We start from the raw sequence: 24,236 nt of genomic DNA, 5'->3' as shown, positions 1-24,236 counted from the left end.
CTGCGCCAATGCATTGCAAAATGGACTCACAGAAAGGACATGTGGATGAAACGTATCGCCCTGAAACTGACGTTCGCGGCACTCTGCGGCCTTGCCGGCCAGGCGTCGGCGCAAGACGTGGTTAATATCTATAACTGGACGGACTATATCGCCGAAGACACCCTGGTTAATTTTGAACAACAGACCGGGATCAAGCCGGTTTATGACGTGTTTGATTCCAACGAAACCCTGGAAGGCAAGTTGCTGGCCGGGCGCACCGGTTATGACGTGGTCGTGCCGAGCAACCACTTTCTGGGACGTCAGATCAAGGCCGGGGTATTCCAGAAACTCGACAAGTCACAGATTCCCAACTGGAAGAATCTTGACCCGGCCCTGTTGGCACGGCTGCAAGCCAACGACCCGGGCAATGAGTACGCAGTACCTTACCTGTGGGGCACCAATGGCATTGGCTACAACGTCGACAAGGTCAAGCAGGTTCTGGGCATCGACAAAATAGATTCCTGGAGCGTGTTGTTCGAGCCTGAAAACCTCAAGAAGCTCAAAAGCTGTGGCGTCGCTTTTATGGACTCGGCCGACGAAGTAATGCCAGCGATGCTCAACTATCTGGGGCTCAACCCCCGAAGCCTGGAACTCAAGGACTACAAGGTCGCCGAGAAAAAACTGGAGCCTCTGCGGCCTTACATCAGCTACTTCCATTCCTCCAAGTATGTGACCGACCTGGCCAACGGTGACATCTGTATTGCCTTTGGCTATTCCGGCGACGTGTATCAGGCCATCCATCGTGCGCAAGAGGCGGGCAACGGGGTGAACGTTGCCTACGTGGTGCCTAAAGAAGGCGGCAACCTGTGGTTCGACATGCTGACCATTCCGGCCGATGCCAAGAACCCCAAACAGGCCCATGCGTTTATCAATTACCTGCTGCAACCCGAGGTGATTGCCAAAGTCAGCGAGTACGTGGGGTATGCCAATGCCAACACCCGGGCCACGGCCCTGATGGGTGATGAAATCACCCACAACCCGTCGATCTATCCGCCCGAGTCAGTGCAGGCCAAGCTCTATGTGTCATCCGAGCTGCCACCTGAACTTATGCGCTGGACGACGCGCTCGTGGAACAAGTTCAAGTCCGGTCGTTAATCCTGTGCCGGGCACCAACGTGTGCCCGGTCACTGAACAGGCAATTCTTTTATGACGTCCATGCTGTCTTTACCGCAAACCTATTACAGCGCCACCCGCAACCAGCAGCTCACTTGCCCGGTACTTGAGGGGCAGGCCGAGGCGGACGTGTGCATCATCGGCGCGGGTTTCACCGGGTTGAATACCGCGATTGAACTGGCTGAGCGCGGCCATTCGGTGATCGTGCTCGAGGCGCAGCAAATTGCCTGGGGCGCCAGCGGCCGCAACGGCGGGCAGTTGATTCGCGGGGTTGGTCACGATCTTGATGCGCACGAAAAAACCATCGGCCGCGAAGGTGTCAGAGTGCTGGAACAACTGGGGCTCGACGCGGTGGACCTGGTGCGTCAGCGCATCGAAAAACATGGGATCGACTGTGACTTGCGCTGGGGCTTCTGCGAGCTGGCCAACACCGCGCGCCATGTTGAAAACCTGATGGCCGAGCAGGAGTCGCTGCACAGGCTGGGGTACCGGCACAAGGTCGAGTTGATCGGGCGTGCCGACATGCACCGGGTGGTGGGTTCTGATCGCTACCTGGGCGGGCTGACGGATCAAGGCTCGGGGCACTTGCATCCGCTCAATCTGGCATTGGGTGAAGCCCGGGTGGCTCAGCAGTTGGGAGTCCGGTTGTACGAGAACAGTGCGGCCACCCGGATCGGATATGGCCCGCAGATTCGGGTCCATACCGCCAGCGGCACGGTCAAGGCCAACACCCTGGTACTCGCCGGCAATGCCCATCTGGGCGATCTGGAACCGGCGCTCAGTGGCAAGGTGCTGGCCGCCGCCAGCTATGTCATCGCCACCGAACCCTTGAGCGAGGAACTGGCCCGGACGCTGATTCCCGACAATCGCGCTTTGTGCGATCAGCGGGTAGGGCTTGATTACTATCGGTTGTCGGCTGACCGACGGCTGTTGTTCGGGGGCGCGTGCCATTACTCGGGGCGCACCTTGCAGGACATCGCCGGTTACATGCGCCCGAAAATGCTGGACGTCTTCGCGCAACTGGCAGGCAAGCGGATCGATTTTCAGTGGAGCGGCATGATCGGCATCGGTGCCAACCGGCTGCCGCAGATCGGCCGCTTGCAGGCCCATCCCAACGTGTTTTATGCCCAGGCGTATGCCGGGCACGGGATCAACACCACGCATATGGCGGCGCGTCTGGTGGCGCAGGCCATCAGCCTTGAGCAGAGCACAGGTTTTGAACTGTTCGGGCGAGTGCCGCACATGACGTTCCCGGGCGGTAAGCACCTGCGTTCGCCCTTGCTGGCGCTGGGCATGCTCTGGTACCGGCTCAAGGAAATTGCCGGGCATTGAAGCGAGCATTAATCAACCTGTGGGACCTGGCTGCCAGCTCCCACAAGGTGTGTCTGACAACAACAAAAAATCCAAAAAGGACGTCCCAATGAAGCGATTCACTCCCTGTGTGCTGGCTGCGCTGTTTGCGCTCCCGTCGTTGCAGGCCCTGGCCGCAGCCGACCTGGTGTTCACCAATGGCAAGGTGTTTACCGGCGTGCCGGGCCAGCCACTGGCCAACGCTGTGGCGGTGGAAAACGGCAAGATCATCAAGGTGGGCAGCGATTCCGAAATCCAGGCATTGGCCGACAGCGGGACCCAGCGTGTCGATCTGGCTGGCAAGGTGCTGATGCCGGGGATGATTGATACCCACAGCCACCCCGTTATCGCGGGTCTGGACAGTCTTGGGGCGAATCTGCTCGACGAAGAAAAACCGCTGCCCGAACTTGAGCAATGGATTATCGAGCAAGACAAGGCGGGGACGGCGCGGTCGGGGGATGTGATCAATATTGCCGGGGTCAGTTCGGCTTACTGGGAACAGGCCCGTGAGCTGGGGAAGATTTTCAATCACGGCCGTTGGGCCGACCAGCCGCTGGTCTTGAGCGGTATCGACGGGCATACCGGCTGGGCCAATAACGCGATGCTCAAGCGCGCAAAAATTGATGCCGCACTGGTCAAAAGTCTGCCAGCCAACGAGCAGGGCTATGTGGGTCATGAAGCAGACTTCACTCCAACCGGTTTTTTTGCCGAGTCGCGCTGGGACCAGGTGCGGGGCCAGATTCCCCCGGCTAGCCCCGAAGTGATGCTCAAGGCCGCCCGCGAGGCGGTGAGGGTCAACAATCAATACGGCGTGACCGCCTGGATGGACGCTGCCTCGAACGCTGGAGCGGGCGACTCGTTGTTTGACTTCACCGCTACCGAGCAAAGCCTGGGGGTACTGCCGCTTTATCGACAGCTTGCAGAAAATGGCGAACTGACTGCGCACGTCGCGGCACTGATGCTCACCAACTCCAAAAGCAAGCCTGCCGATCTTGAAGTGCTGGCCCGGGTCATGAAGCAGTTCGAAGGTGTACCCAACCTGACATTCCCCGGTATCAAGGTGTTTGCCGATGGCATTCTGGAGTACCCGGGGCAAACCGCAGCCGTCATCGTGCCGTACAAAAACAGCAACAAAAAGGGTGAGTTGCTGATCGATCCGGCGCACTTCGGTGAACTTGTGGTCGCGGCTGAAAAGCGTGGCTGGATCGTCCATATGCACGCAGTCGGTGACCGCGCGGTACGTGAGTCACTCAACGGCTTTGAGTATGCGCGCAAGCTCAATCCGGCTCCGGTCGCCCACAGCATCAGCCACCTGCAGCTGGTCAGTCCTAAAGAGTTTCCACGCTTTGCCCAGCTCGGGGTGATCGCCTCGATGCAACTGCTGTGGGCCATAGAAGAGAGCTACACCATTGACTTGGTCAAGCCCTATATCAGCGCCTTCGCTTATGGCTATCAGTACCCGGCCAAATCCCTGCAGGACGCGGGTGCGATGATTGCCGGTGCCAGTGACTGGCCGGTATCGAGCCCGAACCCGTGGAACGCCATTGGCCAGGCCGTTACTCGCGACGGGCCCATGGGTGTGCTCAATGCCAAAGAAAGAGTCGATCGTCAGACCATGTTTTATGCCTATACCTCCAACGCTGCCAAAACCCTGGGGCTGGATGAGCAGATCGGTTCGTTGGTGCCCGGCAAGCAGGCTGACCTGATCATTCTCGATCGTGACGTATTCAACGTCGGCGACCACGAATTGTTCGATACCAAAGTGCTGAAAACATACTTCGGCGGTAAGCAGGTAAACGCCCCCGAAGCCTGATTGAAAAACCCGGTCTCTGGCGCCACGACCCAGTGGCGTCAGGCGCAGCCGTGCGCGAATTTCCATGCAACCCTATAAAAACAAGAGAAAACCCATGAACGCAGTGTCTGTCTTCATACTTGCCGGTCTGGCCCTGTCGCCTGTGCTCAGCGCACAGGCGGTAGAACTGAACGATCAGTTTTCCCTGGTGATCACCCCCACGCTGGTCAGTGATTACCGTGCCAACGGGCTCTCACAAACCAAGGGCGATCCCGCCGCGCAACTGGCCATCACACTCAGCCACGCCAGTGGTTTGTACGCCGGTATCTGGACCTCCAATGTCAATTTCGGCCATGGCTCAAAAGCGCGTCAGGAAATCGAGTACTACGGGGGCTACGCCTGGCAAATCAGCGACAGCATCAGCCTGGATACTTTCTACACCCGTTACGAATTTGCGCGTGAAAGCGGCTACAACCAGAGCGACGTGCAGACCGTGCTGGATGTGTACGGTGTATTGCTGGGGGGCAAATACGTCACCAACATGCAAGGCCCTGGCTACGAGGACGAGAACGGCGAATTCCATAAAGGTAAAAAAGACGAGGACTTGTCGACGTTCTTCATCGGTTATCACACCTTGCTACCCGCAGAGTTCGGTTTGCAGGTGCGTTATGAATATGTGGACTACAAGGATGATGTTTTTTTCAGCGACAGTGGAAAGGGGCGGGCGGACTACACCGATTGGGAAATCAAACTCACTCGCGACTTTGTCGGCGTCAGCTGGGGACTGAGCTACATCGACACCAGCCTGTCGAAAACCGAGTGCCAGAGCTACACCGGTTATGACGATGTGTGCGGCGCAACCCTGCTGGCCAGCGCCAGTAAAACGTTCTAAACCGGGGCTGCCAGGGCATCGGCACGGTCAGCGTGTGATCGTACAACCCGCTTGAGCTATGATGCGTGGATGTTTTGCCCCGATGCCCTTGAATCCGAGAAAGATTTTCACCATGGAAAACCCAAACGACGTCCCCCGCCTTCCTCGAAAACGCCGCAGCCTCGCGCAGGAGTTGGTGACGGTGCTGTCCGAGCAGATTCGTGACGGCCTGCTCAAACGAGGCGACAAGCTGCCCACCGAATCCGCGATCATGCAAGCCCATGGTGTGAGCCGCACAGTAGTGCGTGAAGCAATTTCCCGGTTGCAGGCTGCAGGTCAGGTCGAGACCCGGCATGGCATCGGCACCTTTGTGCTGGATACGCCAAGCCCGAGCGGTTTTCGTATAGATCCGGCCACTGTGGTCACTCTGCGTGACGTGCTGGCGATTCTTGAACTGCGTATCAGCCTGGAAGTCGAGTCAGCGGGGCTGGCCGCTCAGCGCCGCAACGACGAGCAATTGGCCGCGATGCGTGCGGCACTGGATGCCCTGAACGAAAATACCGCCCGTGACGGCGATGCGGTGGCCTCGGATTTCCAGTTTCATTTGCAGATTGCACTGTCGACGGGCAACCGCTACTTCACCGACATCATGACGCACCTGGGCACCAGCATCATCCCGCGCACCCGTCTCAACTCCGCCAGCCTGGCCCATGATGACCAGCGCCAGTACATGAATCGCCTGAGCCGTGAGCACGAAGAAATCTACACCGCCATTGCCCGCCAGGATTCGGACGCTGCCCGGGCCGCCATGCGCCTGCACCTGACCAACAGTCGCGAACGCCTGCGCCACGCCCACGAAGAAGCCGAAGCGCACGGCTGATCGAAGCGTTGAGCCCGCGATCCCAGTAGTCGCTGACGAGGCACGAGGCTGCGATCGACTGCAAAGCAGTCGTCATTCAGCCTCCGGGGTGTGCCATTGGATACAGGGCAGGGCAGGCGTTCCAAAGAGCTCGCAGCCTCGTGCCTCGTCAGCGACTACGGGCTGTGTTTGTCGTTAAATTAAATTTCATCCACCAGCAACCCTTCTTGAACCCCTCTATAGCAGGGCTTTGCACAGGTTGATGTCTCGGCAATTGAGCCCCCGTGCAGGCAAATTGAAGAATTGGGATTGACGATTATATTTATAGTTGTACGATGACGTACGACACGGCGAAGGCACTGCCGTTTTTTCATCACATTAGCTCCCAGGGTGTTCGAATAATGAATCCACAAGAACTGAAGTCCATCCTCTCTTCCGGCCTGCTGTCTTTTCCGATTACCGATTTCAATGCTCAGGGTGATTTCCACCGTGAGGGCTACATCAAGCGTCTGGAATGGCTGGCCCCGTATGGCGCTTCTGCCTTGTTCGCTGCAGGCGGCACCGGTGAGTTCTTCTCCCTGGCGGCCAGCGAATATTCCCAAGTGATCAAAACCGCTGTCGATACCTGTGCCAACAGTGTGCCGATCCTGGCCGGTGTCGGTGGCTCGACCCGCCAGGCCATCGAATACGCGCAAGAAGCTGAACGTCTGGGTGCCAAAGGTTTGCTGTTGCTGCCGCATTACCTGACTGAAGCCAGTCAGGACGGGGTTGCCGCCCACGTTGAAGCGGTGTGCAAGTCGGTCAAGATCGGAGTGATCGTTTACAACCGTAACGTTTGCCGCCTGACCGCGCCGCTGCTGGAACGACTGGCCGAGCGCTGCCCGAACCTGATCGGTTACAAGGACGGCCTGGGTGATATCGAGTTGATGGTTTCGATCCGCCGCCGTCTGGGCGACCGTTTCAGCTACCTCGGCGGTCTGCCAACCGCAGAAGTCTATGCCGCTGCCTACAAGGCGCTGGGCGTACCGGTTTACTCCTCGGCAGTGTTCAACTTCATCCCCAAGACTGCGATGGACTTCTACCACGCCATTGCCCGTGAAGATCACGCGACCGTGGGCAAGATCATTGATGACTTCTTCTTGCCGTACCTGGACATCCGCAACCGCAAGGCCGGTTATGCCGTAAGCATCGTCAAGGCAGGCGCCACTATTTCCGGTTACACCGCAGGTCCGGTGCGTACGCCACTGACCGATCTGTTGCCGGAAGAATACGAAGCCCTGGCGGCCTTGATCGACAAGCAAGGTCCGCAGTAACGAATGACCAAGGCCGCTGAGAAATCAGCGGCCTTTTGCGTTGTAGACACACCGATCCACCCTGTAGGAGCGAGCTTGCTCGCGAGCTGTTTGGGTTTAAAAGCTCGCGCCGACAGGATAAAAAATAGTTACCCGCGCATAAAAATAATCAGTGGGAGTACATCTACATGCCAGCGACCAAGCCGACGCATGTCCGTTATTTGATTTTGCTCATGCTGTTTCTGGTGACCACGATCAATTATGCCGACCGCGCTACCATCGCTATCGCAGGCTCCAGCCTGCAAAAAGACCTCGGTATCGACGCCGTTACTCTGGGTTTTATTTTTTCTGCATTTGGCTGGGCCTACGTGGCCGGACAAATCCCCGGCGGCTGGCTGCTCGACCGTTTCGGTTCGAAAAAAGTCTATGCCCTGAGCATCTTCACCTGGTCGCTGTTCACCGTGCTGCAAGGCTATGTCGGTGAATTCGGCATCTCCACCGCTGTGGTGGCGCTGTTTATGTTGCGTTTTCTGGTGGGCCTGGCGGAAGCGCCCTCGTTTCCCGGTAATGCCCGTATTGTTGCCGCCTGGTTTCCCACCGCCGAACGCGGCACCGCGTCAGCCATCTTCAATTCGGCGCAGTATTTCGCCACGGTGATCTTTGCCCCGCTGATGGGCTGGATCGTTTACACCTTCGGCTGGCAGCACGTGTTTATCGTGATGGGCGGCATCGGCATTGTGTTCTCGCTGATCTGGCTCAAAGTTATCCACAGCCCGCGCCAGCATCCAATGATCAACGAGGCCGAGTTCAGGCACATCGCCGACAACGGCGGCCTGGTCGACATGGATCAGGACAAGGGCACGGGTAAAAAGGTCGACGGCCCGAAGTGGGATTACATCCGCCAGTTGCTGACCAATCGCATGATGCTCGGCGTGTACCTGGGCCAGTATTGCATCAACGGCATTACCTATTTCTTCCTGACCTGGTTCCCGGTGTACCTGGTCCAGGAGCGCGGCATGACCATTCTCAAAGCCGGTTTCATTGCCTCGCTTCCGGCCATCTGCGGCTTTATCGGCGGTGTGCTGGGCGGTGTGATTTCCGATTACCTGCTGCGCAAAGGCCATTCTCTGACGTTTGCCCGCAAGGCTCCGATCATTGGCGGCCTGTTGCTGTCGACCAGTATCGTGGCGTGCAACTACGTGGATATTGAATGGATGGTCGTGGGCTTCATGGCACTGGCCTTCTTCGGCAAAGGCGTGGGCGCACTGGGGTGGGCAGTGGTGTCTGACACCTCGCCGAAACAAATCGCCGGTCTGAGTGGCGGTCTGTTCAACATGTTCGGCAACATCGCGTCCATCACCACTCCGATCGTTATCGGTTACATCATCAGCACCACCGGCTCGTTCAAATGGGCACTGGTGTTTGTCGGCTGCAATGCACTGGTGGCGGTGTTCAGCTATCTGGTCATCGTTGGCCCGATCAAACGGGTGGTACTCAAAGATCCACCGGTAAGCGGGCCGCAACTGACCAAACTTGTTTCAGCACATCCTTGAAGGGCGGCGCCATGACTTTGATTGAACACTCCGACTCGCCGCGCACTATCCGGCTGCATGCTCTGGACAACGTCGCGGTGGTGGTTAACGACCAGGGCGTGCCGGCCGGAACCGAGCTGGCTGAGGGCCTGGTCACCCTGGATTTTGTGCCGCAAAGCCACAAGGTCACGCTGGTAGACATTGCCCGGGGCGGCGAGGTCATCCGTTACGGTCAGACCATCGGCTACGCGTTGCAAGCCATCCCCCGGGGCAGCTGGGTCAATGAAGACCAGTTGCGCATGCCCACCGCGCCGCCGCTGGACAGCCTGCCGCTGGCCACTGAGGTGCCGGTCGCGCAGGCGCCCCTTGAAGGCTTCACCTTCGAGGGCTATCGCAATGCTGACGGCACCGTGGGCACGCGCAACATTCTGGGAATCACCACCACCGTGCAGTGCGTGACCGGGGTGCTGAACCATGCGGTCAAGCGTATCCGTGACGAACTGTTGCCCCTATACCCCCATGTCGATGATGTGGTCGCGTTAACCCACAGCTATGGCTGCGGCGTGGCCATCAGCGCCACCGATGCCTACATCCCGATCCGCACGGTGCGCAATCTGGCACGCAACCCGAATCTGGGTGGCGAAGCGCTGGTCATCAGCCTGGGCTGTGAAAAACTCCAGGCCGGCCAGGTGATGCACGCTGACGACAGCTCGGTGGACCTCAGTGAACCGTGGCTGTACCGCTTGCAGGATTCCAGTCACGGCTTCAGCGAAATGGTCGAGCAGATCATGGCGCTGGCAGAGACCCGGCTGAAGAAACTCGATCAGCGCCGCCGCGAAACCGTACCGGCCTCCGAACTGATTCTGGGCATGCAGTGCGGCGGCAGTGATGCGTTTTCCGGGATCACCGCCAACCCGGCGCTGGGCTATGCCTCGGACTTGCTGCTCAGGGCGGGGGCGACAGTCATGTTTTCTGAAGTCACCGAAGTGCGCGATGCCATTTACCTGCTGACCTCCCGTGCCGAAAATCGCAGCGTTGCCCAGGAGCTGGTGCGTGAAATGGACTGGTATGACCGCTACCTGGCCAAAGGCGAAGCGGATCGCAGCGCCAACACCACACCGGGCAACAAGAAAGGCGGGTTGTCGAACATCGTTGAAAAATCCCTGGGCTCCATCGTTAAGTCCGGCAGCAGCGCGATCAATGGTGTGCTCGGCCCTGGCGAACGCTTCACGCGCAAAGGGCTGATTTTCTGTGCAACGCCGGCCAGCGATTTTGTGTGCGGCACCTTGCAGCTGGCGGCGGGGATGAACCTCCACGTGTTCACCACAGGCCGCGGGACACCCTATGGCCTGGCCATGGCGCCGGTGGTTAAAGTCTCTACCCGGACCGAGCTGGCGCAGCGCTGGCCGGACCTGATCGACATCGACGCCGGACGCATTGCCACCGGACGGGCAACGATAGAAGAACTGGGCTGGGAGCTGTTCCACTACTACCTGGACGTGGCCAGCGGCAAGAAACACACCTGGGCCGAACACCACAAACTGCACAACGACATCACGTTGTTCAACCCGGCGCCGATTACCTGAAGCCCCCGCTCAATTCAGGAGCATGCCCCAGAACATGGCGATGACCGCAAGTGCCATCGCCACGGCACAGCTCCAGCCAAGCAGGGTCAAGCCACGGCCAATGGTGAAGTTACCCATGATGTCTTTGCGTGAGGCCATGCGCATCATCAAGAACATGATGGGTACGGCGATCACGCAATTGACCACCGCACTCCACACCAGCGCCTTCATCGGATCGATGGGGGCAAAGCAGATCGCAATTCCTATCAGCGTCGAGACCGCAATCACGGCGTAAAAGGCTTTTGCCTCCCTGGGCTTGGCGGCCAGGCTGTTGCTCCACTGGAAAGCACCCGCCAGGGCATAGGCCGAGGAGCCTGCCAGTACCGGTATGGCCAGCATCCCCGTGCCGATGATGCCGCCTGCGAACAGCCAGAAAGCGAATTCGCCGGCAATCGGGCGCAAGGCGCTGGCCGCCTGGGCCGAGGTCTGGATGTCGGTAACGCCGTGGTTATGCAGGGTCAGAGCGGTGGTCAGCATGATGAAAAAGGCAATGATGTTGGAAAACGCCATGCCGACCAGAGTGTCGCCACGGATTCGCTTGAAGTTGACCTTTGCCTGCTCCGGAGCCTCGATCAGGGATTGCGCGCCCGGATGATCTTTTATTTCTTCGACTTCTTGCGACGCCTGCCAGAAAAACAGATAGGGGCTGATGGTGGTGCCGAAAATGGCCACCACCATGGTGACGTACTCGGGTTTGAAAGACAGTTGCGGCCATAGGGTTCGCAACAGCACCTGGCTCCATGGAATCTGCACGGCGAAGAGGAGGCCGACGTAGGCCAGCAGCACCAGGGTCAGCCACTTCAGCACCCGCACATAGCGGGTATAGGGAATGAAGACCTGCAGCAGGATGGAAATCACTCCGAAGGCGACCGCATACCCATGGGGCGGGCCGCCGATCAGCAGCTTGAGCGCTTCGCCCATGGCGGCGATATCGGCACCAATGTTGGCAATATTGGCGATCAGCAACAGCGAGACGATGGTGTAAAGAAAGGGCCTGGAGTAATGGGTACGCAGATTGGTCGCCAGGCCATGGCCACTGACGCGACCAATCTGGGCACTGATGACTTGAATACCGACCATCAGCGGGAAAGTGAGCAGTAAGGTCCACAGTGTGTTCAAGCCAAACTGGGCGCCGGCTTGCGAGTAAGTGGCGATGCCGCTGGGATCGTCATCTGCCGCGCCGGTGATGAGACCCGGGCCGAGCTTCTTGAACAGCGCAGTATCACCGTCAACGGGCGGAGTCGAAGTTGGCGCGGGTTTTTTCATGATGCTCGAGTCGCAACGGCGGCAGGGCTGCCACACTTAGTTGTGACTCAGGCTTTGGCTCAAGAGTTCAGGCCATCTGACCCCGCATTACGGGTGCCGATGGCCTGCGCCGGACTATTTCGCTGTAATCACCGACAGCTTGGTAATCCCCGCACGTTCGATCGAGGCCATGGCCCGTGCCACTTCGCCATAGTTCACCCCGTTGTCCGCCTGCAATTGCACGCGAACATCGGGGTCTTTGGCCTTGGCGGCCTGCAAGTTGAATTCGAGCGTTTGCGGCTGTACTTCGTCCTTGTTGATGAACACTTTGCCTTTGTCGTCGATGCTGACCACCAGCGGGTCTTTCTGCTCGACCGGGGCCACAGCCTCGGTCTTGGGCAGGTTGATTGGGATGGAGTTGGTCAGTAGCGGGGCGGTGACGATAAACACCACCAGCAACACCAGCATCACGTCCACCAGTGGCGTGACGTTGATCTCGCTGAGTACTTCATCGCTGTCCTGGGTTGAGAACGCCATATCAGGACGCCTCCTTCACTTTTTGAGCAGATGCTGCAGATTTGTTCAGCACCGGATGCAAATGCACGCGGAATGAGCTCTTCTGCGCGAGGCTGTAGAAGTCGTGGGCGAAGTCGTCCAAGTCAGCGACAGTGAGTTTCAGGCGGCGCAAAAAGTAGTTGTAGACCAGCACCGCAGGTACTGCGACCGCGATCCCGACACCGGTCGCGACCAGCGCTGCGCCAATGGGGCCGGCCACGGTTTCAAGGCTGGCGGAGCCGGCAGCACTGATGCCTTTCAAGGCCGACATAATGCCCCACACGGTGCCGAACAAACCGATAAAAGGCGAGGTGCTGCCGATACTGGCCAGAATGGCCAGGCCACTTTCCAGCGAGCGGCGTTCGCGCACGATCTGCTGGCGCAAGGCCCGTTCGAGGCGGTCCTGATGGTTGATCGCATGGCTCAGGTCAGTGGCGGGCGCGCCGCCTTCGGCGACTTGAATGGCGTTGTAGCCAGCTTGCGCGACGCGGGCTGCAGCGCCCGGCTGGGTGTGGGCCAGTTCAGCGGCCGAGTCCAGGCTTGAGGCGGCCCAGAAGCGTTTGTGGAATTTTCGGTCCTGGGCCTTGAGCCGGGTGAACTGCACCCCTTTGATCAGTGCGAGGCCCCAGGTAGCGACCGAAAAAATAATCAGCAGCCAGATAACCGCATGTTCAATGGATTCGAAAGGGGAAGCGATCAGGTTCATGGTGTGGCTCTCCAACAAGGCATTGGTTCGTGTGTAGCGATGCGCCTTTTGTCAGGTGGCCCGCGGTCTATCGATAGGGTTGAATTACTTGATTTTGAAGTCGATGGGTACGCTGACCCAGCCGTCCTGGGCGACGTCGCCCTGTTTGGCCGGTACAAAACTCCAGCGTTTGACCGCTGCCAGGGCTGCGTCATCAAGCTGGGTGCGACCGCTGCTTTTCTGGATTTGAATCTCGCCGGGTTTACCGCTCGCCAGCACATGCACCCGTAGCAGCACCGTACCTTCCCAGCCGCGACGCATCGCCAGCCCCGGGTACTCCGGTGCCGGGTTATGCAGGTAGCCGGCATTGGCCGAGGCCGGGGTCACGGGCCTGGGCGCGGGTGGTGCCGGTGGCGCTGGCGCGGCAACCGGCGGTGCTGGCGGTGCCGGTGGTTGTTCGACCGGTTTGGCGACGGGCTTGGGCACCGGCTTGACCACCGGTTTGGGTTTGGGCGGTGGCGGCGGCTTCACCGCCAGTTCGTCCTCCACGGGCGGTGGCGGTTCGGCCACCGGTTGCGGGATAGGTTCTGGCGGTGGAGGCGGGGTTTCGATGACCGGTGCCGGCTGCGAAAACTCGATGGTCATCGGCGGGACTTCCGGTGGCACGATCGGCAGTACGGGCGCCGGTGACTGGCTGATCCAGTAAATCACTGCGCCATGCAGTGCCAGGGCAAAAACCCCCAGCAGCACGGCTTCGCCTCGACCCAAGATGCGCTTGGGCGCGGGCAACCGCAGCAGCGCCAGCGGCCCTCGATAAACCCGCCCCAGATCGACCAACTCGCCGATCGGTGCCTGATGCCACAGGGCCTCTGACACTGCGCCTGCGGTCTGGACTTTGGCCATTGACTGACTCCATTTAAAAATAACCGTTAAAAGCACCAGAGCAATAACTGTGCCTGCCCATGTTTAGCGCGCCTGAGGCCACAGCTGCGGGCTGTGCCGGGTGCTTTAAGGTCCTTCACAGGGGGCGGCGGGGAGTATCAAAGACGACAAGTTTGTCGTTAATGGAGCAATAACTGTTGCGCAGCTGTTGCTCTGTCAACAGCCGGCTCTGGCCTGCATTCCGAGTGATTGCGCCGGCCCGGGCGTTCGGCACAGGCGCAAGTTGCAGGTTATTAGCGTTCAACTTCCAGTGGGTCACGATTATTGTCTTAATGTCGGACATGGTAGCTTTCGGCTATCATTCTTTATCTGAATTCAGCAAAGATTTTACAAGTCCCTGACATATTCCAGTTTTCCTGAAGTTAGTGTTTTAGGACAAGGACGCTCTGGAGAAGGTAATGCAGGAAGATATAACTGTTAATGAAAGAGAGTTTGATCGGGTCTGGAGCTCCTTTACGGCTCTATTGCATGAGTCGCAGGATTATATATGCAGTGAGTGGCACCACGGGGTGGAGGCACTCAGGTTGATGGAACGACCTATAGAGATCGAAAAAATAAAGGATGTTATTTCTACACAAGGGGGTGCAATCAAACTGACCTACCCTGTCGGGCTTGACGCCTGGTTTGCAATTCTGGCGCAAGGGAAGTTTCCGGTATACGCCAACGTCAGGCCTCCCGAACATGTAGCGCAATCGGACATGACCGATTTCTATCACGACCTCTTTGGTCATGCGCCCTATTTTGTGTTCCCGAAGTTCAACCAGGTGAGCAAGCAATTTGCTGTCTTGTGGGCCACGGTCACTAAAGAGCAACGCGAACTATTGTTGAAACTGTGGTTTTACACACTTGAGTTCGGCGTGGTGGCCCGGGGCGATAAACTTTATGCCTTTGGTGGTGGATTGATTACGTCGAATGTTGCATTGAAGCGCTTCATAAACAAAAACATTGAAATCATGGAGTATGACCTGGCAAGTGTATTGGAGTCGGGCATCTCGGCGGCGGGTGAGCCTGAAAGATTGTTTGTTTTTGAATCTGTTGCGGATGTGTACGCCAAACTTACAGAGGGCATGAGACATGTTGTCTAGAAAGAATCTGGAAATTTTAGTGGCGGCGCAGAAAAGGTTGTACTGCACTTTTCCTGAACTTCCTTCATTTGAGCAGCGTTGGGATTTCGAAACGGACGGTGTCATTCAGGCGCTTTTAACCCGGCTGGGCGATAACGACCCCTATTTCCACCCCCGCTATGCCGGGCACATGTCCGGGTATGTGTGCGATGTGGCGGTCATGAGCTATTTCCTGGCCATGCAGTTCAATCCCAATAATCATAGTTATGACGGAGGGCGTGCCACAACGAAGATGGAAGTTGAGTGCCTTGACAGCATGGCCAGGATGCTGGACTGGAATCATTATCAGGGGCATCTGACTTCGGGCGGGACAATAGGCAATCTTGAGGCCTTGTGGATTCACAGGGCGTTGGGAGCCAACACGGTAATTTGCAGCAAGGGGGCTCACTTTACCCACAAGCGCGCGGCCAATATCCTTGATCTCAAGTACCTTGAAGTGGATGTCACCAAAGACGGCAGCCTGTGCTCAATAGCGTTGTCAGGTGTACTGGCTGCACTGGAGGCTACAGATGTGCCCGTGGTGGTATGTACTTTAGGGACCACCCTCAATGGTGCAATCGACCCCCTGGATGAAATATTTTCCCTTAAGGCCGAACATGATTTTAAAGTTCATGTCGATGCGGCCTATGGCGGCTACTTCTATTTGATTCGAGCGCGTCTTGCTGGACGTAACCGAAAAGCTTTCGACTTTCTGCCCGCCGCGGATTCGATAGTCATTGATCCTCATAAACATGGGCTTCAAGGTTTTGGCTGTGGCGCACTGCTGTTGAGAGGTGTCAGCGAGTCGACGTCGCAAGCGATATATACGCACGACTCGCCGTACACTTATTTTGACCGGCGAGGTATCAGCATCGGTGAAAAGACCCTGGAATGTTCCCGGCCTGGCGCAGCTGCAGCTGCGTTGTGGGCCACCATGCAATGTCTCCCTTTAGAAGAAGAGGGGGAGTTTTCCCGGGTGCTTCTTTCTTGTCATACCGCGGCCGTTAAAATGTCTGAACTGCTTTTTGCCGTTGATGACGTGAGGCTTGTCGTTCGTGAACCGGCTCTTGATATCGTGGTGTTTTATATTGAATGTGCGGATATCAGCGCTGCGACACGCCAACTGTATGAGCAACTTAAAGCCTCAGGTTTTTATGTGGCGATGGCAGACTGTGATATTTCATCTGAAACCGGCGTATTTCGTGAAGTCAGCTGTATAAGACTGACGCTGATGAAAAAGGAACACTTGGCCATGGTTGATGAGTTGGCGGATCAAATCATCAGGCTATCGAAGTGCATCGCCGATGAGTACAGGAGTCAATACCAGGCTCTGTAATTGAGCGGTAGTGTATATAACCATCCGGGTGTTATTGCTGAACACCCGGACGGGCAATAGTTGCCGTAGTTATCAATATTGATGGGGTGCAGGCAGGGCTCTGTATCGTCACCTGTTTGTCTTTCAAGGAGTCATGGTTGCTCTCGGTTCTGCGGGGGGCGCCATCGGTTTTATTTTTTCTGATTTATTGGCGCGCCAATAAGTGCGAGTTGCACGGGTTTGAATTGGACGGCGTCTTACTGGCGATAACAGCGAACCTTTTAACCGGAAGTTCGACTTGAGTAGGTATACGTCCATGAAGCCAATCTTAGGTATTTGTCTCGTTACCCGGGCCCAGACTCTAATCGAGGATGTGACCTTTGTTATTGAACAGTTGCAGGCGTGCCGACAGCCCGCTCCCTGTGCACCTGACCGGCCGCTGAAGCAGGGTGGCAATGAAGGCATGCTCTGCGGGCCGGGGCCAAAACCGCGAAGCGAGGCGGTACTGCAAATGCTTGTCCTCAAGACCCGGCACTACCTGCAAGCAATGCTGCCCGATGTCATGGTGGTGCCTGAGCCGTGCCTGATGAGCTTCACCTCGATCGAGGCGGCACAGGTGCAGCTGTGTTGCCAGGCCCCGCAACTGTCCAGCCAGATATTTATCCTCGATCTCAGTGAGCAGGCCGAGGCCAGCTTCGAAGACCCGTTTGACGCGCTGATCGCCATTACGCCCGGCACGCGCCTCTCGCCCCATTCAGCACTGATGTATTGCGCCTTGTCAGCCTTGGCGGGGTGGATGAACCAGGTGGGCGGGAACCGTAATCTGCGAGTGATTGATGATGACCGTGCCGCTCGGCGCGCGGACTTGCTGCGCATTGTGCTCGATCACCTGGAGCACGTTCACTTTAACCGCCTGCTGGCACGTTCCATTACCAGCCCGTTGCTGTCAGTGAGCATGGCCACCGAAGTGACACGGTTCATGCGCAGTCGCTGGCAAGAGCACTGGGACTTTCATTCATACACGGGCTCCATGGTTGCAGGGTTGATCCAGTCCATGCAGCAGAACCTCACCGGAACAGGAGTGCGGTGCTTCAGCGGGTGCAATGAGCACAGTCTGGCGGTCAGTGCCATGGCTGGCTGGCAGCTGTTTGGCCGTGCTTATGTGATCACCGTGACGTCGGGCATGATTGACGAGTTTCGCGGTACCCTGGCCAACCTCAAGCGCCTCGGTGCGCCGGGGCTGATCATCTGTGCCGACAGCCCGGAGAATGTCTGGTACGCCTTCCAGGGCACCCACGACGTTGAAAACAACGGGTGCCGGGTGATCGAGGCCAAAGGCTTGCGCCAGGTCTTCATCCGCAAGGTCGAGGAGGTTGGCACTTGCCTGGAGCAGGCTTTCGCCATGCTCGCCGAGCGGGCGGAGCCGGTGTTCATCCTTGCTACCCAAGGTGTGTTGGAGTCCCGTCCCAGGAAGCCGCTGAATGTAGGTTTGCCTGGGCGGGGGACGGCCCTTGATACCCCCCTCGACAGCAGTCAGCTCCAAGCGCTGGATCAGGCCCTGGATCTGATCAATCACCAGCCGCTGCACTTGCTCTGGCAATGCGGCAAGCTCAGCGACGGGCAACGCCAGCGAGTCTACGTACTGGCCGAGCGCGCAGCCATTGCCCTGGCCGACAGCATCACCCAGCCCGGGAGCGTCGGCCCATACCATAAGGGCCAACCGGTGCCGCAGTATCTGGGGCCGTTGTCCCTGTATGGTTTCAGTCGCCGTATCTATCACTTCATGCACACCGGGCATGAGCTCAACGGGCCGCAAAGCCATTGCGTGTTCTTTCTAAAGGGCAAGGTCGACCAGGCGGCCACACCATTCTCCGAAGGCAAGCTCAAGCGCCAGTTGCGGATCGTGCAGGTCAATCATGAGCCGCGTCATGTTTCGCCTTTTACTGACCTGTCGCTCAATGTGCCGCTGGATGTCTTTCTCGATCATATAGAGCGCGGTTTGCAGGTCGAACCGCAGGTCCTCGCACTGCGCCGTGCCAAGCTTGAGGTGTTGTCCGGTATCAGCGAGAGCGTCGCGGTGGACCAGGTCGAGACGCTGCCGATGACCGCCAACTACTTCTTTCTGCGCCTGGGCAACCTGGTGCGCGAGCTGATCGAGCAACAGGGCTATCGCTACATTGGCGTCTACGACGTCGGGCGCTGTGGCATTTCTGCGCTACGTAATGTGCCGCGCACTGATCCGGGGTTTTCCGGCTGGTACGGACGCGCCTTGATGGGGGACGGTCTTATGGCGCTGCCTTACATTGCCATGACCGGCTCGGGCAACGTGCTGGCGTTTGTCGGTGACGGTGCCCGGGCGCTGGTGCCGGATATCGAGGCGCGGCTCATCGATGGCCTGGCCGGCGATCGCGGTGCAAAAAAACGCAACGTGACCCTGTTCTATCTAACCAATGGCCTGTTGTCGCTGATCCAGACCTACCTCGACAAGCGATACGCCCATAACGGCGCGTTGCAGGTTGCAGTCTCCAGTGCCGGGTCATTGGCCGTTTCACTGGAGCGGGCGGGCTCGATCTGCGTGCACCGCGAACGCCTGGTGAAGTTCGATGAGGCACGCCTGCGCAGCCTTCTGATGTGTCCCGGGCAATTGAATATTATCGACGTATTGCTGGCCCACAACTCGGAGGGCGATGGCTTGAGTCTGGTCTCGGAAACCGCTTGGAGCCGTCAATGAGCGTGCATAGGGAGCACCCCACCATGAAATTCGGTTTTATTGCCCATCCGACTTCCATCGGCCTGCAGCGTCAAGTCAAAATTATCGACCTGCTGGACCGTACGCTTGCCGAGCAGAATCTGGGCTATCAATCTCAACTCTGGAAGCCGCGCAACCTGGTGCCGTTCGCTGATTTCGGGCGTATCGTCAGTGCCACCGGTGCTACCTGCGAAGGTATTTTGCATTACCTGCCGCTCACCGCCGAGCAGATGCTCAGCCAGCCGCGAACGATCGCTGAGCGCGTACTGGAAGGTGTGCAAAGCCTCAGCGCGCAAGGTGCCCAGCTGGTGGGTCTGGGGGGCTTTACCGCGATTGTCGGCAACCGTGGTTTGCAAACGCTGGACCGTAGCGGCGTGGCGGTGACCACCGGTAATTCGCTGACTGCCTTTGCGGCCTACAAGAACGTGCTTGAAGCCATGGCCCGCCTGGATGTGTCGCCCGCTGACTGCGAAGTGGCGGTGGTCGGCTACCCCGGCTCTATCGCTCTGGTTATTGCCAGGCTGCTGGCGCGCAAGGGTTGCCGCCTGCGCCTGGTGCACCGGGGCAGTGTCGAGCAGGGCCATAAAAGTCTCAGCTACCTGCCGGTGCAAATGCACCCTCAGGTGTGCCTGACTCCCGAGATCGCTACCTGTTACGACGAGGTGCTGTTCTACGTCGCAGCGACCTCCAGCGGCGGGGTGATCGACCCTTATCGACTGGCCCCGGGCTCAGTAGTGGTGGACGCTGCTTTGCCCAGGGACGTGCTGCCCTTTCATCACGACCGCAACGACATCCTGATCATCGACGGTGGACTGGTGTCCGCCAGCGAGGCCGTGCGCTTTGGAACCGAGTCTCTTGGGCTGGCCCCCAAGAAGTTCCTCAATGGCTGTCTGGCCGAAACCCTGGTTCTGGCTCTGGAAGGCCGCGCGCAAGCTTTTTCCATCGGCCGTGAATTGCCCGAGGAGCAGGTGCTGGAGATAGGCCGGATCGCCGGCGAACATGGTTTTTCGCCATCGCCGATGGCCTCCAGTGGCGAGCGCCTGCACCCGCAGGCGTTTCAGACCTTGCGCCGCTTTCACCATCGCGGTGCCGAGGCCGCCCCCAGCGATTGTGCGCCGCAAGTGCGCGACGAAGTCCTGCGCTGCTTTGGCCAGCACATCAACCCGGTGTTGCAGGCGTTCTACCGGTTCAACCATATCGAACGGGTCTTTACCCGGGGCAGTGGATGCTGGCTGACCGATCTCAATGGCGACCGTTATCTGGATTTTGTCGCCGGCTATGGCTGCCTGAACACCGGGCACAACCATTCGCGGGTCAACCAGGCATTGCAGGCTTACCTGCAACAGCAGCACCCAACCTTTGTGCAATACGTATCGGTGCCGCAACAAACCAGCTTGCTGGCGCAGCGACTCTGCGAACTGGCACCGGGCAATCTTGAACGGGTGTTTTTCAGTAACTCCGGCACCGAAGCCATAGAAGCCGCGTTGAAATTAGCCATGGCTGCCATGGCCCGTCCGCGGGTGCTGTATTGCGAGAACGGATACCACGGCAAGACTCTGGGCGCGTTATCAGTGACCGGTCGCAGTAAGCACCGCGAGCCCTTCAAACCATTGCTGGAACGTTGTGATTCGATTCCTTTCGGTGACATTGCTGCTCTGGAAGCGGCCCTGGTCCAGGGGCAAATTGGTGCTTTTATCCTGGAACCGGTCCAGGGTGAGGGCGGGGTGATCCTGCCGCCTGCGGGCTATCTGCGACAGGTGCGGGCACTGTGCAGTGCCCATGGTTGCCTGATGATTCTCGACGAGATCCAGACGGGGCTCGGGCGTACCGGCAAATTATTTGCGTGTGAATGGGAAGAGGTGGTGCCTGACATTCTGGTGCTGGCAAAATCCCTCTCCGGCGGTGCCGTGCCCATAGGCGCTACGCTGTCCGGGGCGGCGCTGTGGGATCGAGCCTATGGCAGCATCGACACCTTCGCCTTGCATACTTCGACCTTCGGTGGCGGCAACTTTGCCTCTGCTGCGGCCCTTGCGACTCTTGACGTGATCATCGACGAAGACCTGGCCGGCAATGCCGCCCGTGTTGGTGGCCAGCTCAAGGCCGACTTGCGTGAAGTGGTCAGTGCCTACCCGTTCATTCGCGAGGTGCGGGGCACAGGGCTGATGATTGCCATCGAGTTTGAATACAGTTTCCAAGGGGGGGTGGAGGCATTCGTACGCGAGTTTGCCAGTCGTATACCGGGGAACGCAGCAGGTACCTACCGAATGCTTTCTGATAAAGCCAGGCAGCACATCCAGGAGGCGATCAGTGAGGTGGAGAAGAACTTTGAGGAGATGTTCGTACTGCGCTTCATCATCAAACTGTCGAAGGAGCACGGCGTGCTGACCTTTGTCACCGCGAATAACAACCGGGTTATACGTATCCAGCCACCCTTGGTACTCAGCGAGGCTGAAGCGGCGCATTTTGCCCAGGCATTCCGTACCGTTTGCCAAGACATGTCGACCTTCCTTACCTGATGCTTTTCAGTGGCCGGTCCGGTTATGCAAAACCGGCAAACTTGGCAACATGCCCGGACGGGATTTTATGGAATACGTCCGGGACACCAACTTGTGAAGAGCAGGGCGGTTAATGCAGGGAGAATGCAGTGGGTCCGAGTGGAGTGTTACTTGGGGTTAAATATATTAAAGGTCCGGGTGTCCGTCATCGGCCAGACGATAACCAACGCCATGTATGGTCGATATTTTGATGTTGGGGATTTTTCGCCGCAATTGCAGGATGTGCATGTCAATCGTCCGGGTCGAGGGGAATTTTTTATAACCCCATACCTGGTTAAGTAATTCCTCCCTGGTAAAAACACGTCCGGCCATTTGTACAAGGATTAACAACAACTCAAACTCTTTATGGGTAAGAGAAATCTTCTGTCCTTTCCAGAAGACCAAACGTTTGGAGGGGACTAGCAGAAGTTCACCGGATTCCAGGTTTCCCTCACCCAAGGGTCTTATCTGAGCACGTATACGGGCTAGAAGTTCTATATGGGCAAATGGCTTTGTGACGTAGTCACGCGCTCCTGCTTCCAGTGCGGCAATCTTTTCCTCTACGTCGGCGCAAGTCGTGAGAATAATCACAGGTAATGCTTTTATCGTAAGCAAGCCTGGAAGAAGCCGAGTGCTGTCTTTGCCAAGTATTTGTCGGCCTAATATAGCCAGGCTTGCGGATCGCCATATGTGTTTAATGTCCGTTATGTCACGCTCCCATATGCAAGTAAAACCGTTGTGATGAAGAAAAGCCTGAAGGCCTTCACCCAAAGAACGATCATCGCCGATTAATAATATGTTCATCCCGTTGGGTTTTTGCGAGTGCACTTGACAACTCCGTGGTCAATGTTTCTGACGGGCCACATGTTAAGTATGTTTCGTTAAAAAGGTGTGCAGAACGACTAACTGTTTCGCCATTCTTCACATTTATTGTTGGGTGGTGTTTGTATGCTAATGCCAGCAGTATCGGCATTTCGTCTTGTATCTACTTTAACATGCGGGGGGTTACAGCCCGGTTAACGTTTAGACTCAACAGGTTGTGTGCCGGGTTGGACTTGAGTCGTCGGCTGTGGCCCGATAATAAAAAAACATGGTTAATGATGTAAGCGCCACCTCGCTAATGCCGAAGGTAGATACATTAGGAAATGTATTTGTCTGAAGAAATAAATGAATTCATGCCGGCATTTAATTAATGCCCACTGCATACCCCGCAGCGTTATCTATTCCCGCGGGGCGTGAGGTTTGCTCGCAGAATCTGGATAAATTCCAGCACTTTTTGCGGAGGTTTCTCGGGGGGATGAATGCGCGATGGCTCATGCCATATTGGCCAGCCTCGTCATAAAGCGGCGCAATGCCCATGTTCTGGATAAGCCGTCGGCGAAGCAGGGGCGCCGAAGTTATTGCCAGTGTGCAGGCAACTCGGGTCAGGTGCAGGCGGGGGAGGTCATAGCCAGGCATGGTGCCGTGCCGGCCATGCTCATTTTGTGGGGCTTGTGCGGGTATCCGGATGGCCCGTTGTGAAGGCCGACCCGGTTACCCTGGTTTGTGCTTCCTGTGCAGGCGGCATGCAGCCCGGTTAAATAGCCAGCACTCGCGCCAGTCTCACCACCGTAACCCCTTGGCCCAGATGGCGCAGTGACGGCTGGATCAGCACGCAATTGTCATACGGGGTGACGATCTCGCGCTGGCCATCCCGTGCGATCACCGTACCTGCCCGGGCGATTCGTTCGAGGCCTCGGAAGTCTTCGCTGAAACTGAAGTCCATGCTGCTGGCGATCACCGGCTCGGTGACCTGCAGAAACTGTTGGGTGACGGGCTGTTGCTGGCTTAGAAACCCTTGCACGTCGGCTTCGGCGACGGCTTTGGTGGCGATCAGGAAACGTGCTGCCACATCGAGGGCCACGTGTTCGCTCTTCTTTGAAAAGTGCTGGCCGGTCTCGATCAGCAGGGCGTTTTTGTGGCTGGCGGCATCGCCAAATCCGCCGTAGTCACGCATGCGTCGTCCGTTGGCGTGGCCGGCGTCGGCGACGACGGTTGCAGGTACGCCCAGCGACCGGGCGAACTCCAGACCTTTGCTGCAAGCACCACACATCATCAGCGGTGCGGACTCTTCGTGCATCGAGTGAATATCGAGCAGTAAATCGACGCTGTCGATCAGCGGCCGTAATTCACGGGCGCGGCGTAATTCTACCGAGTCGCGCTCTCCGTCCAGCGCCGCTGGTAGCCAGACACGGTTCATGTCCTCGTCCACAAAGCGAGTCGCGTCGATGTCCTGTGGATTGAAGCGGTGATAGGCCTCTACATTACCGAATGCCAGCGACAGTCGTCCCTGACGCGGGCGCACACCGCTGCGCAGCAAGGTGTCTACCGCGATCGCTCCGCTGACTTCGTTGCCATGGGTCAGTGCCATGATCAGCACATGGGGCCCGGGCTGGCCACTGTCGAAGCTGTGGACGTAGTCGATCCCGCAGTTACCGGTTTTCCAGGGTTCGATATCGGGAAATTCGACTTCAACGGGGTAGGGTGTGAGCGCTGCGCGAACTTGTTCAAGGGTCTTCATTTGTGTCTCCGTCAGATCAGCTTTTGCGTGTGCCGCACCGGGTTCAGGGTGCGACAGGCAAGATGGGTTTGCTGC

At 57.8% G+C, this 24,236-nt stretch carries 18 protein-coding genes; 12 read left to right on the top strand and 6 right to left on the bottom strand.

Annotated features, from left to right (window positions below):
• Positions 1–45: 45 nt before the first annotated feature.
• The 8 genes from AOC04_RS17125 (at position 46) to garD (ending at position 10,434) form a co-directional block, all read left to right on the top strand.
• Positions 46–1,134, top strand: a complete 1,089-nt coding sequence (locus AOC04_RS17125) for a polyamine ABC transporter substrate-binding protein (protein ID WP_060695433.1) — start codon at positions 46–48, stop codon at positions 1,132–1,134.
• 51 nt (positions 1,135–1,185) lie between these two features.
• Positions 1,186–2,484, top strand: a complete 1,299-nt coding sequence (locus AOC04_RS17120; protein ID WP_060695430.1) for an NAD(P)/FAD-dependent oxidoreductase — start codon at positions 1,186–1,188, stop codon at positions 2,482–2,484.
• Positions 2,485–2,572: 88 nt separating this feature from the next.
• Positions 2,573–4,315: an amidohydrolase gene (locus AOC04_RS17115; protein WP_060695428.1), complete on the top strand. Its 1,743-nt coding sequence runs from the start codon at positions 2,573–2,575 to the stop codon at positions 4,313–4,315.
• 94 nt (positions 4,316–4,409) lie between these two features.
• On the top strand, positions 4,410–5,186 hold the full coding sequence (locus tag AOC04_RS17110; RefSeq protein ID WP_060695425.1) for a TorF family putative porin: 777 nt from the start codon (positions 4,410–4,412) through the stop codon (positions 5,184–5,186).
• 112 nt (positions 5,187–5,298) lie between these two features.
• Complete coding sequence (locus tag AOC04_RS17105; RefSeq protein ID WP_060695422.1) at positions 5,299–6,045, top strand: FadR/GntR family transcriptional regulator; 747 nt, start codon at positions 5,299–5,301, stop codon at positions 6,043–6,045.
• A gap of 380 nt (positions 6,046–6,425) precedes the next feature.
• A complete protein-coding gene (kdgD, locus tag AOC04_RS17100) occupies positions 6,426–7,337 on the top strand; it encodes a 5-dehydro-4-deoxyglucarate dehydratase (RefSeq protein ID WP_060695419.1) in 912 nt (303 codons plus the stop codon).
• Between the two features lie 167 nt (positions 7,338–7,504).
• Positions 7,505–8,869 carry an MFS transporter gene (locus tag AOC04_RS17095; protein ID WP_060695417.1) on the top strand — a complete coding sequence of 455 codons (1,365 nt, stop codon included), beginning with the start codon at positions 7,505–7,507 and terminating at the stop codon, positions 8,867–8,869.
• An 11-nt stretch (positions 8,870–8,880) separates the two neighbouring features.
• A complete protein-coding gene (garD, locus tag AOC04_RS17090; protein ID WP_060695415.1) occupies positions 8,881–10,434 on the top strand; it encodes a galactarate dehydratase in 1,554 nt (517 codons plus the stop codon).
• A 9-nt stretch (positions 10,435–10,443) separates the two neighbouring features.
• Here the strand turns inward: garD and AOC04_RS17085 are convergent, their stop codons facing one another.
• The 4 genes from AOC04_RS17085 to AOC04_RS17070 form a co-directional block, all read right to left on the bottom strand.
• Positions 10,444–11,739 (bottom strand): NRAMP family divalent metal transporter, encoded by a 1,296-nt coding sequence (locus tag AOC04_RS17085; protein WP_060695413.1) that lies wholly within the window; start codon positions 11,737–11,739, stop codon positions 10,444–10,446.
• Between the two features lie 114 nt (positions 11,740–11,853).
• Complete coding sequence (locus AOC04_RS17080) at positions 11,854–12,255, bottom strand: ExbD/TolR family protein (protein ID WP_060695411.1); 402 nt, start codon at positions 12,253–12,255, stop codon at positions 11,854–11,856.
• A 1-nt stretch (position 12,256) separates the two neighbouring features.
• Positions 12,257–12,979, bottom strand: a complete 723-nt coding sequence (locus AOC04_RS17075) for a MotA/TolQ/ExbB proton channel family protein (RefSeq protein WP_060695410.1) — start codon at positions 12,977–12,979, stop codon at positions 12,257–12,259.
• 84 nt (positions 12,980–13,063) lie between these two features.
• Positions 13,064–13,861: an energy transducer TonB gene (locus AOC04_RS17070; protein WP_060695408.1), complete on the bottom strand. Its 798-nt coding sequence runs from the start codon at positions 13,859–13,861 to the stop codon at positions 13,064–13,066.
• Between the two features lie 437 nt (positions 13,862–14,298).
• On the opposite strand from AOC04_RS17070, the gene AOC04_RS17060 reads away from it, so the two are divergent.
• The 4 genes from AOC04_RS17060 (at position 14,299) to pigE (ending at position 21,583) form a co-directional block, all read left to right on the top strand.
• A complete protein-coding gene (locus AOC04_RS17060; protein ID WP_060695402.1) occupies positions 14,299–14,985 on the top strand; it encodes a hypothetical protein in 687 nt (228 codons plus the stop codon).
• On the top strand, positions 14,975–16,339 hold the full coding sequence (locus tag AOC04_RS17055) for a pyridoxal phosphate-dependent decarboxylase family protein (RefSeq protein ID WP_060695401.1): 1,365 nt from the start codon (positions 14,975–14,977) through the stop codon (positions 16,337–16,339). Before AOC04_RS17060 ends, AOC04_RS17055 begins: the two co-directional genes overlap by 11 nt.
• A gap of 295 nt (positions 16,340–16,634) precedes the next feature.
• Positions 16,635–19,049: a decarboxylase gene (locus tag AOC04_RS17050; RefSeq protein ID WP_060695399.1), complete on the top strand. Its 2,415-nt coding sequence runs from the start codon at positions 16,635–16,637 to the stop codon at positions 19,047–19,049.
• Between the two features lie 23 nt (positions 19,050–19,072).
• A complete protein-coding gene (gene pigE, locus AOC04_RS17045) occupies positions 19,073–21,583 on the top strand; it encodes a prodigiosin MAP biosynthesis aminotransferase PigE (RefSeq protein ID WP_060695397.1) in 2,511 nt (836 codons plus the stop codon).
• Between the two features lie 165 nt (positions 21,584–21,748).
• On the opposite strand, the gene AOC04_RS17040 is transcribed toward pigE, so the two are convergent.
• Together AOC04_RS17040 and AOC04_RS17030 are read right to left on the bottom strand one after the other, a co-directional pair.
• Positions 21,749–22,429: a response regulator transcription factor gene (locus tag AOC04_RS17040; RefSeq protein WP_205891776.1), complete on the bottom strand. Its 681-nt coding sequence runs from the start codon at positions 22,427–22,429 to the stop codon at positions 21,749–21,751.
• A 748-nt stretch (positions 22,430–23,177) separates the two neighbouring features.
• Entirely contained in the window at positions 23,178–24,161 is a 984-nt protein-coding gene (locus AOC04_RS17030; RefSeq protein ID WP_060695390.1) for a M14 family metallopeptidase, read from the bottom strand.
• Positions 24,162–24,236: the final 75 nt, after the last annotated feature.

It is taken from the genome of Pseudomonas versuta (assembly GCF_001294575.1).
Taxonomy (GTDB): domain Bacteria; phylum Pseudomonadota; class Gammaproteobacteria; order Pseudomonadales; family Pseudomonadaceae; genus Aquipseudomonas; species Aquipseudomonas versuta.
The sequence above is the reverse complement of the archived record's forward strand: the minus strand, read 5'-3'. Positions and strand labels throughout refer to the sequence as shown.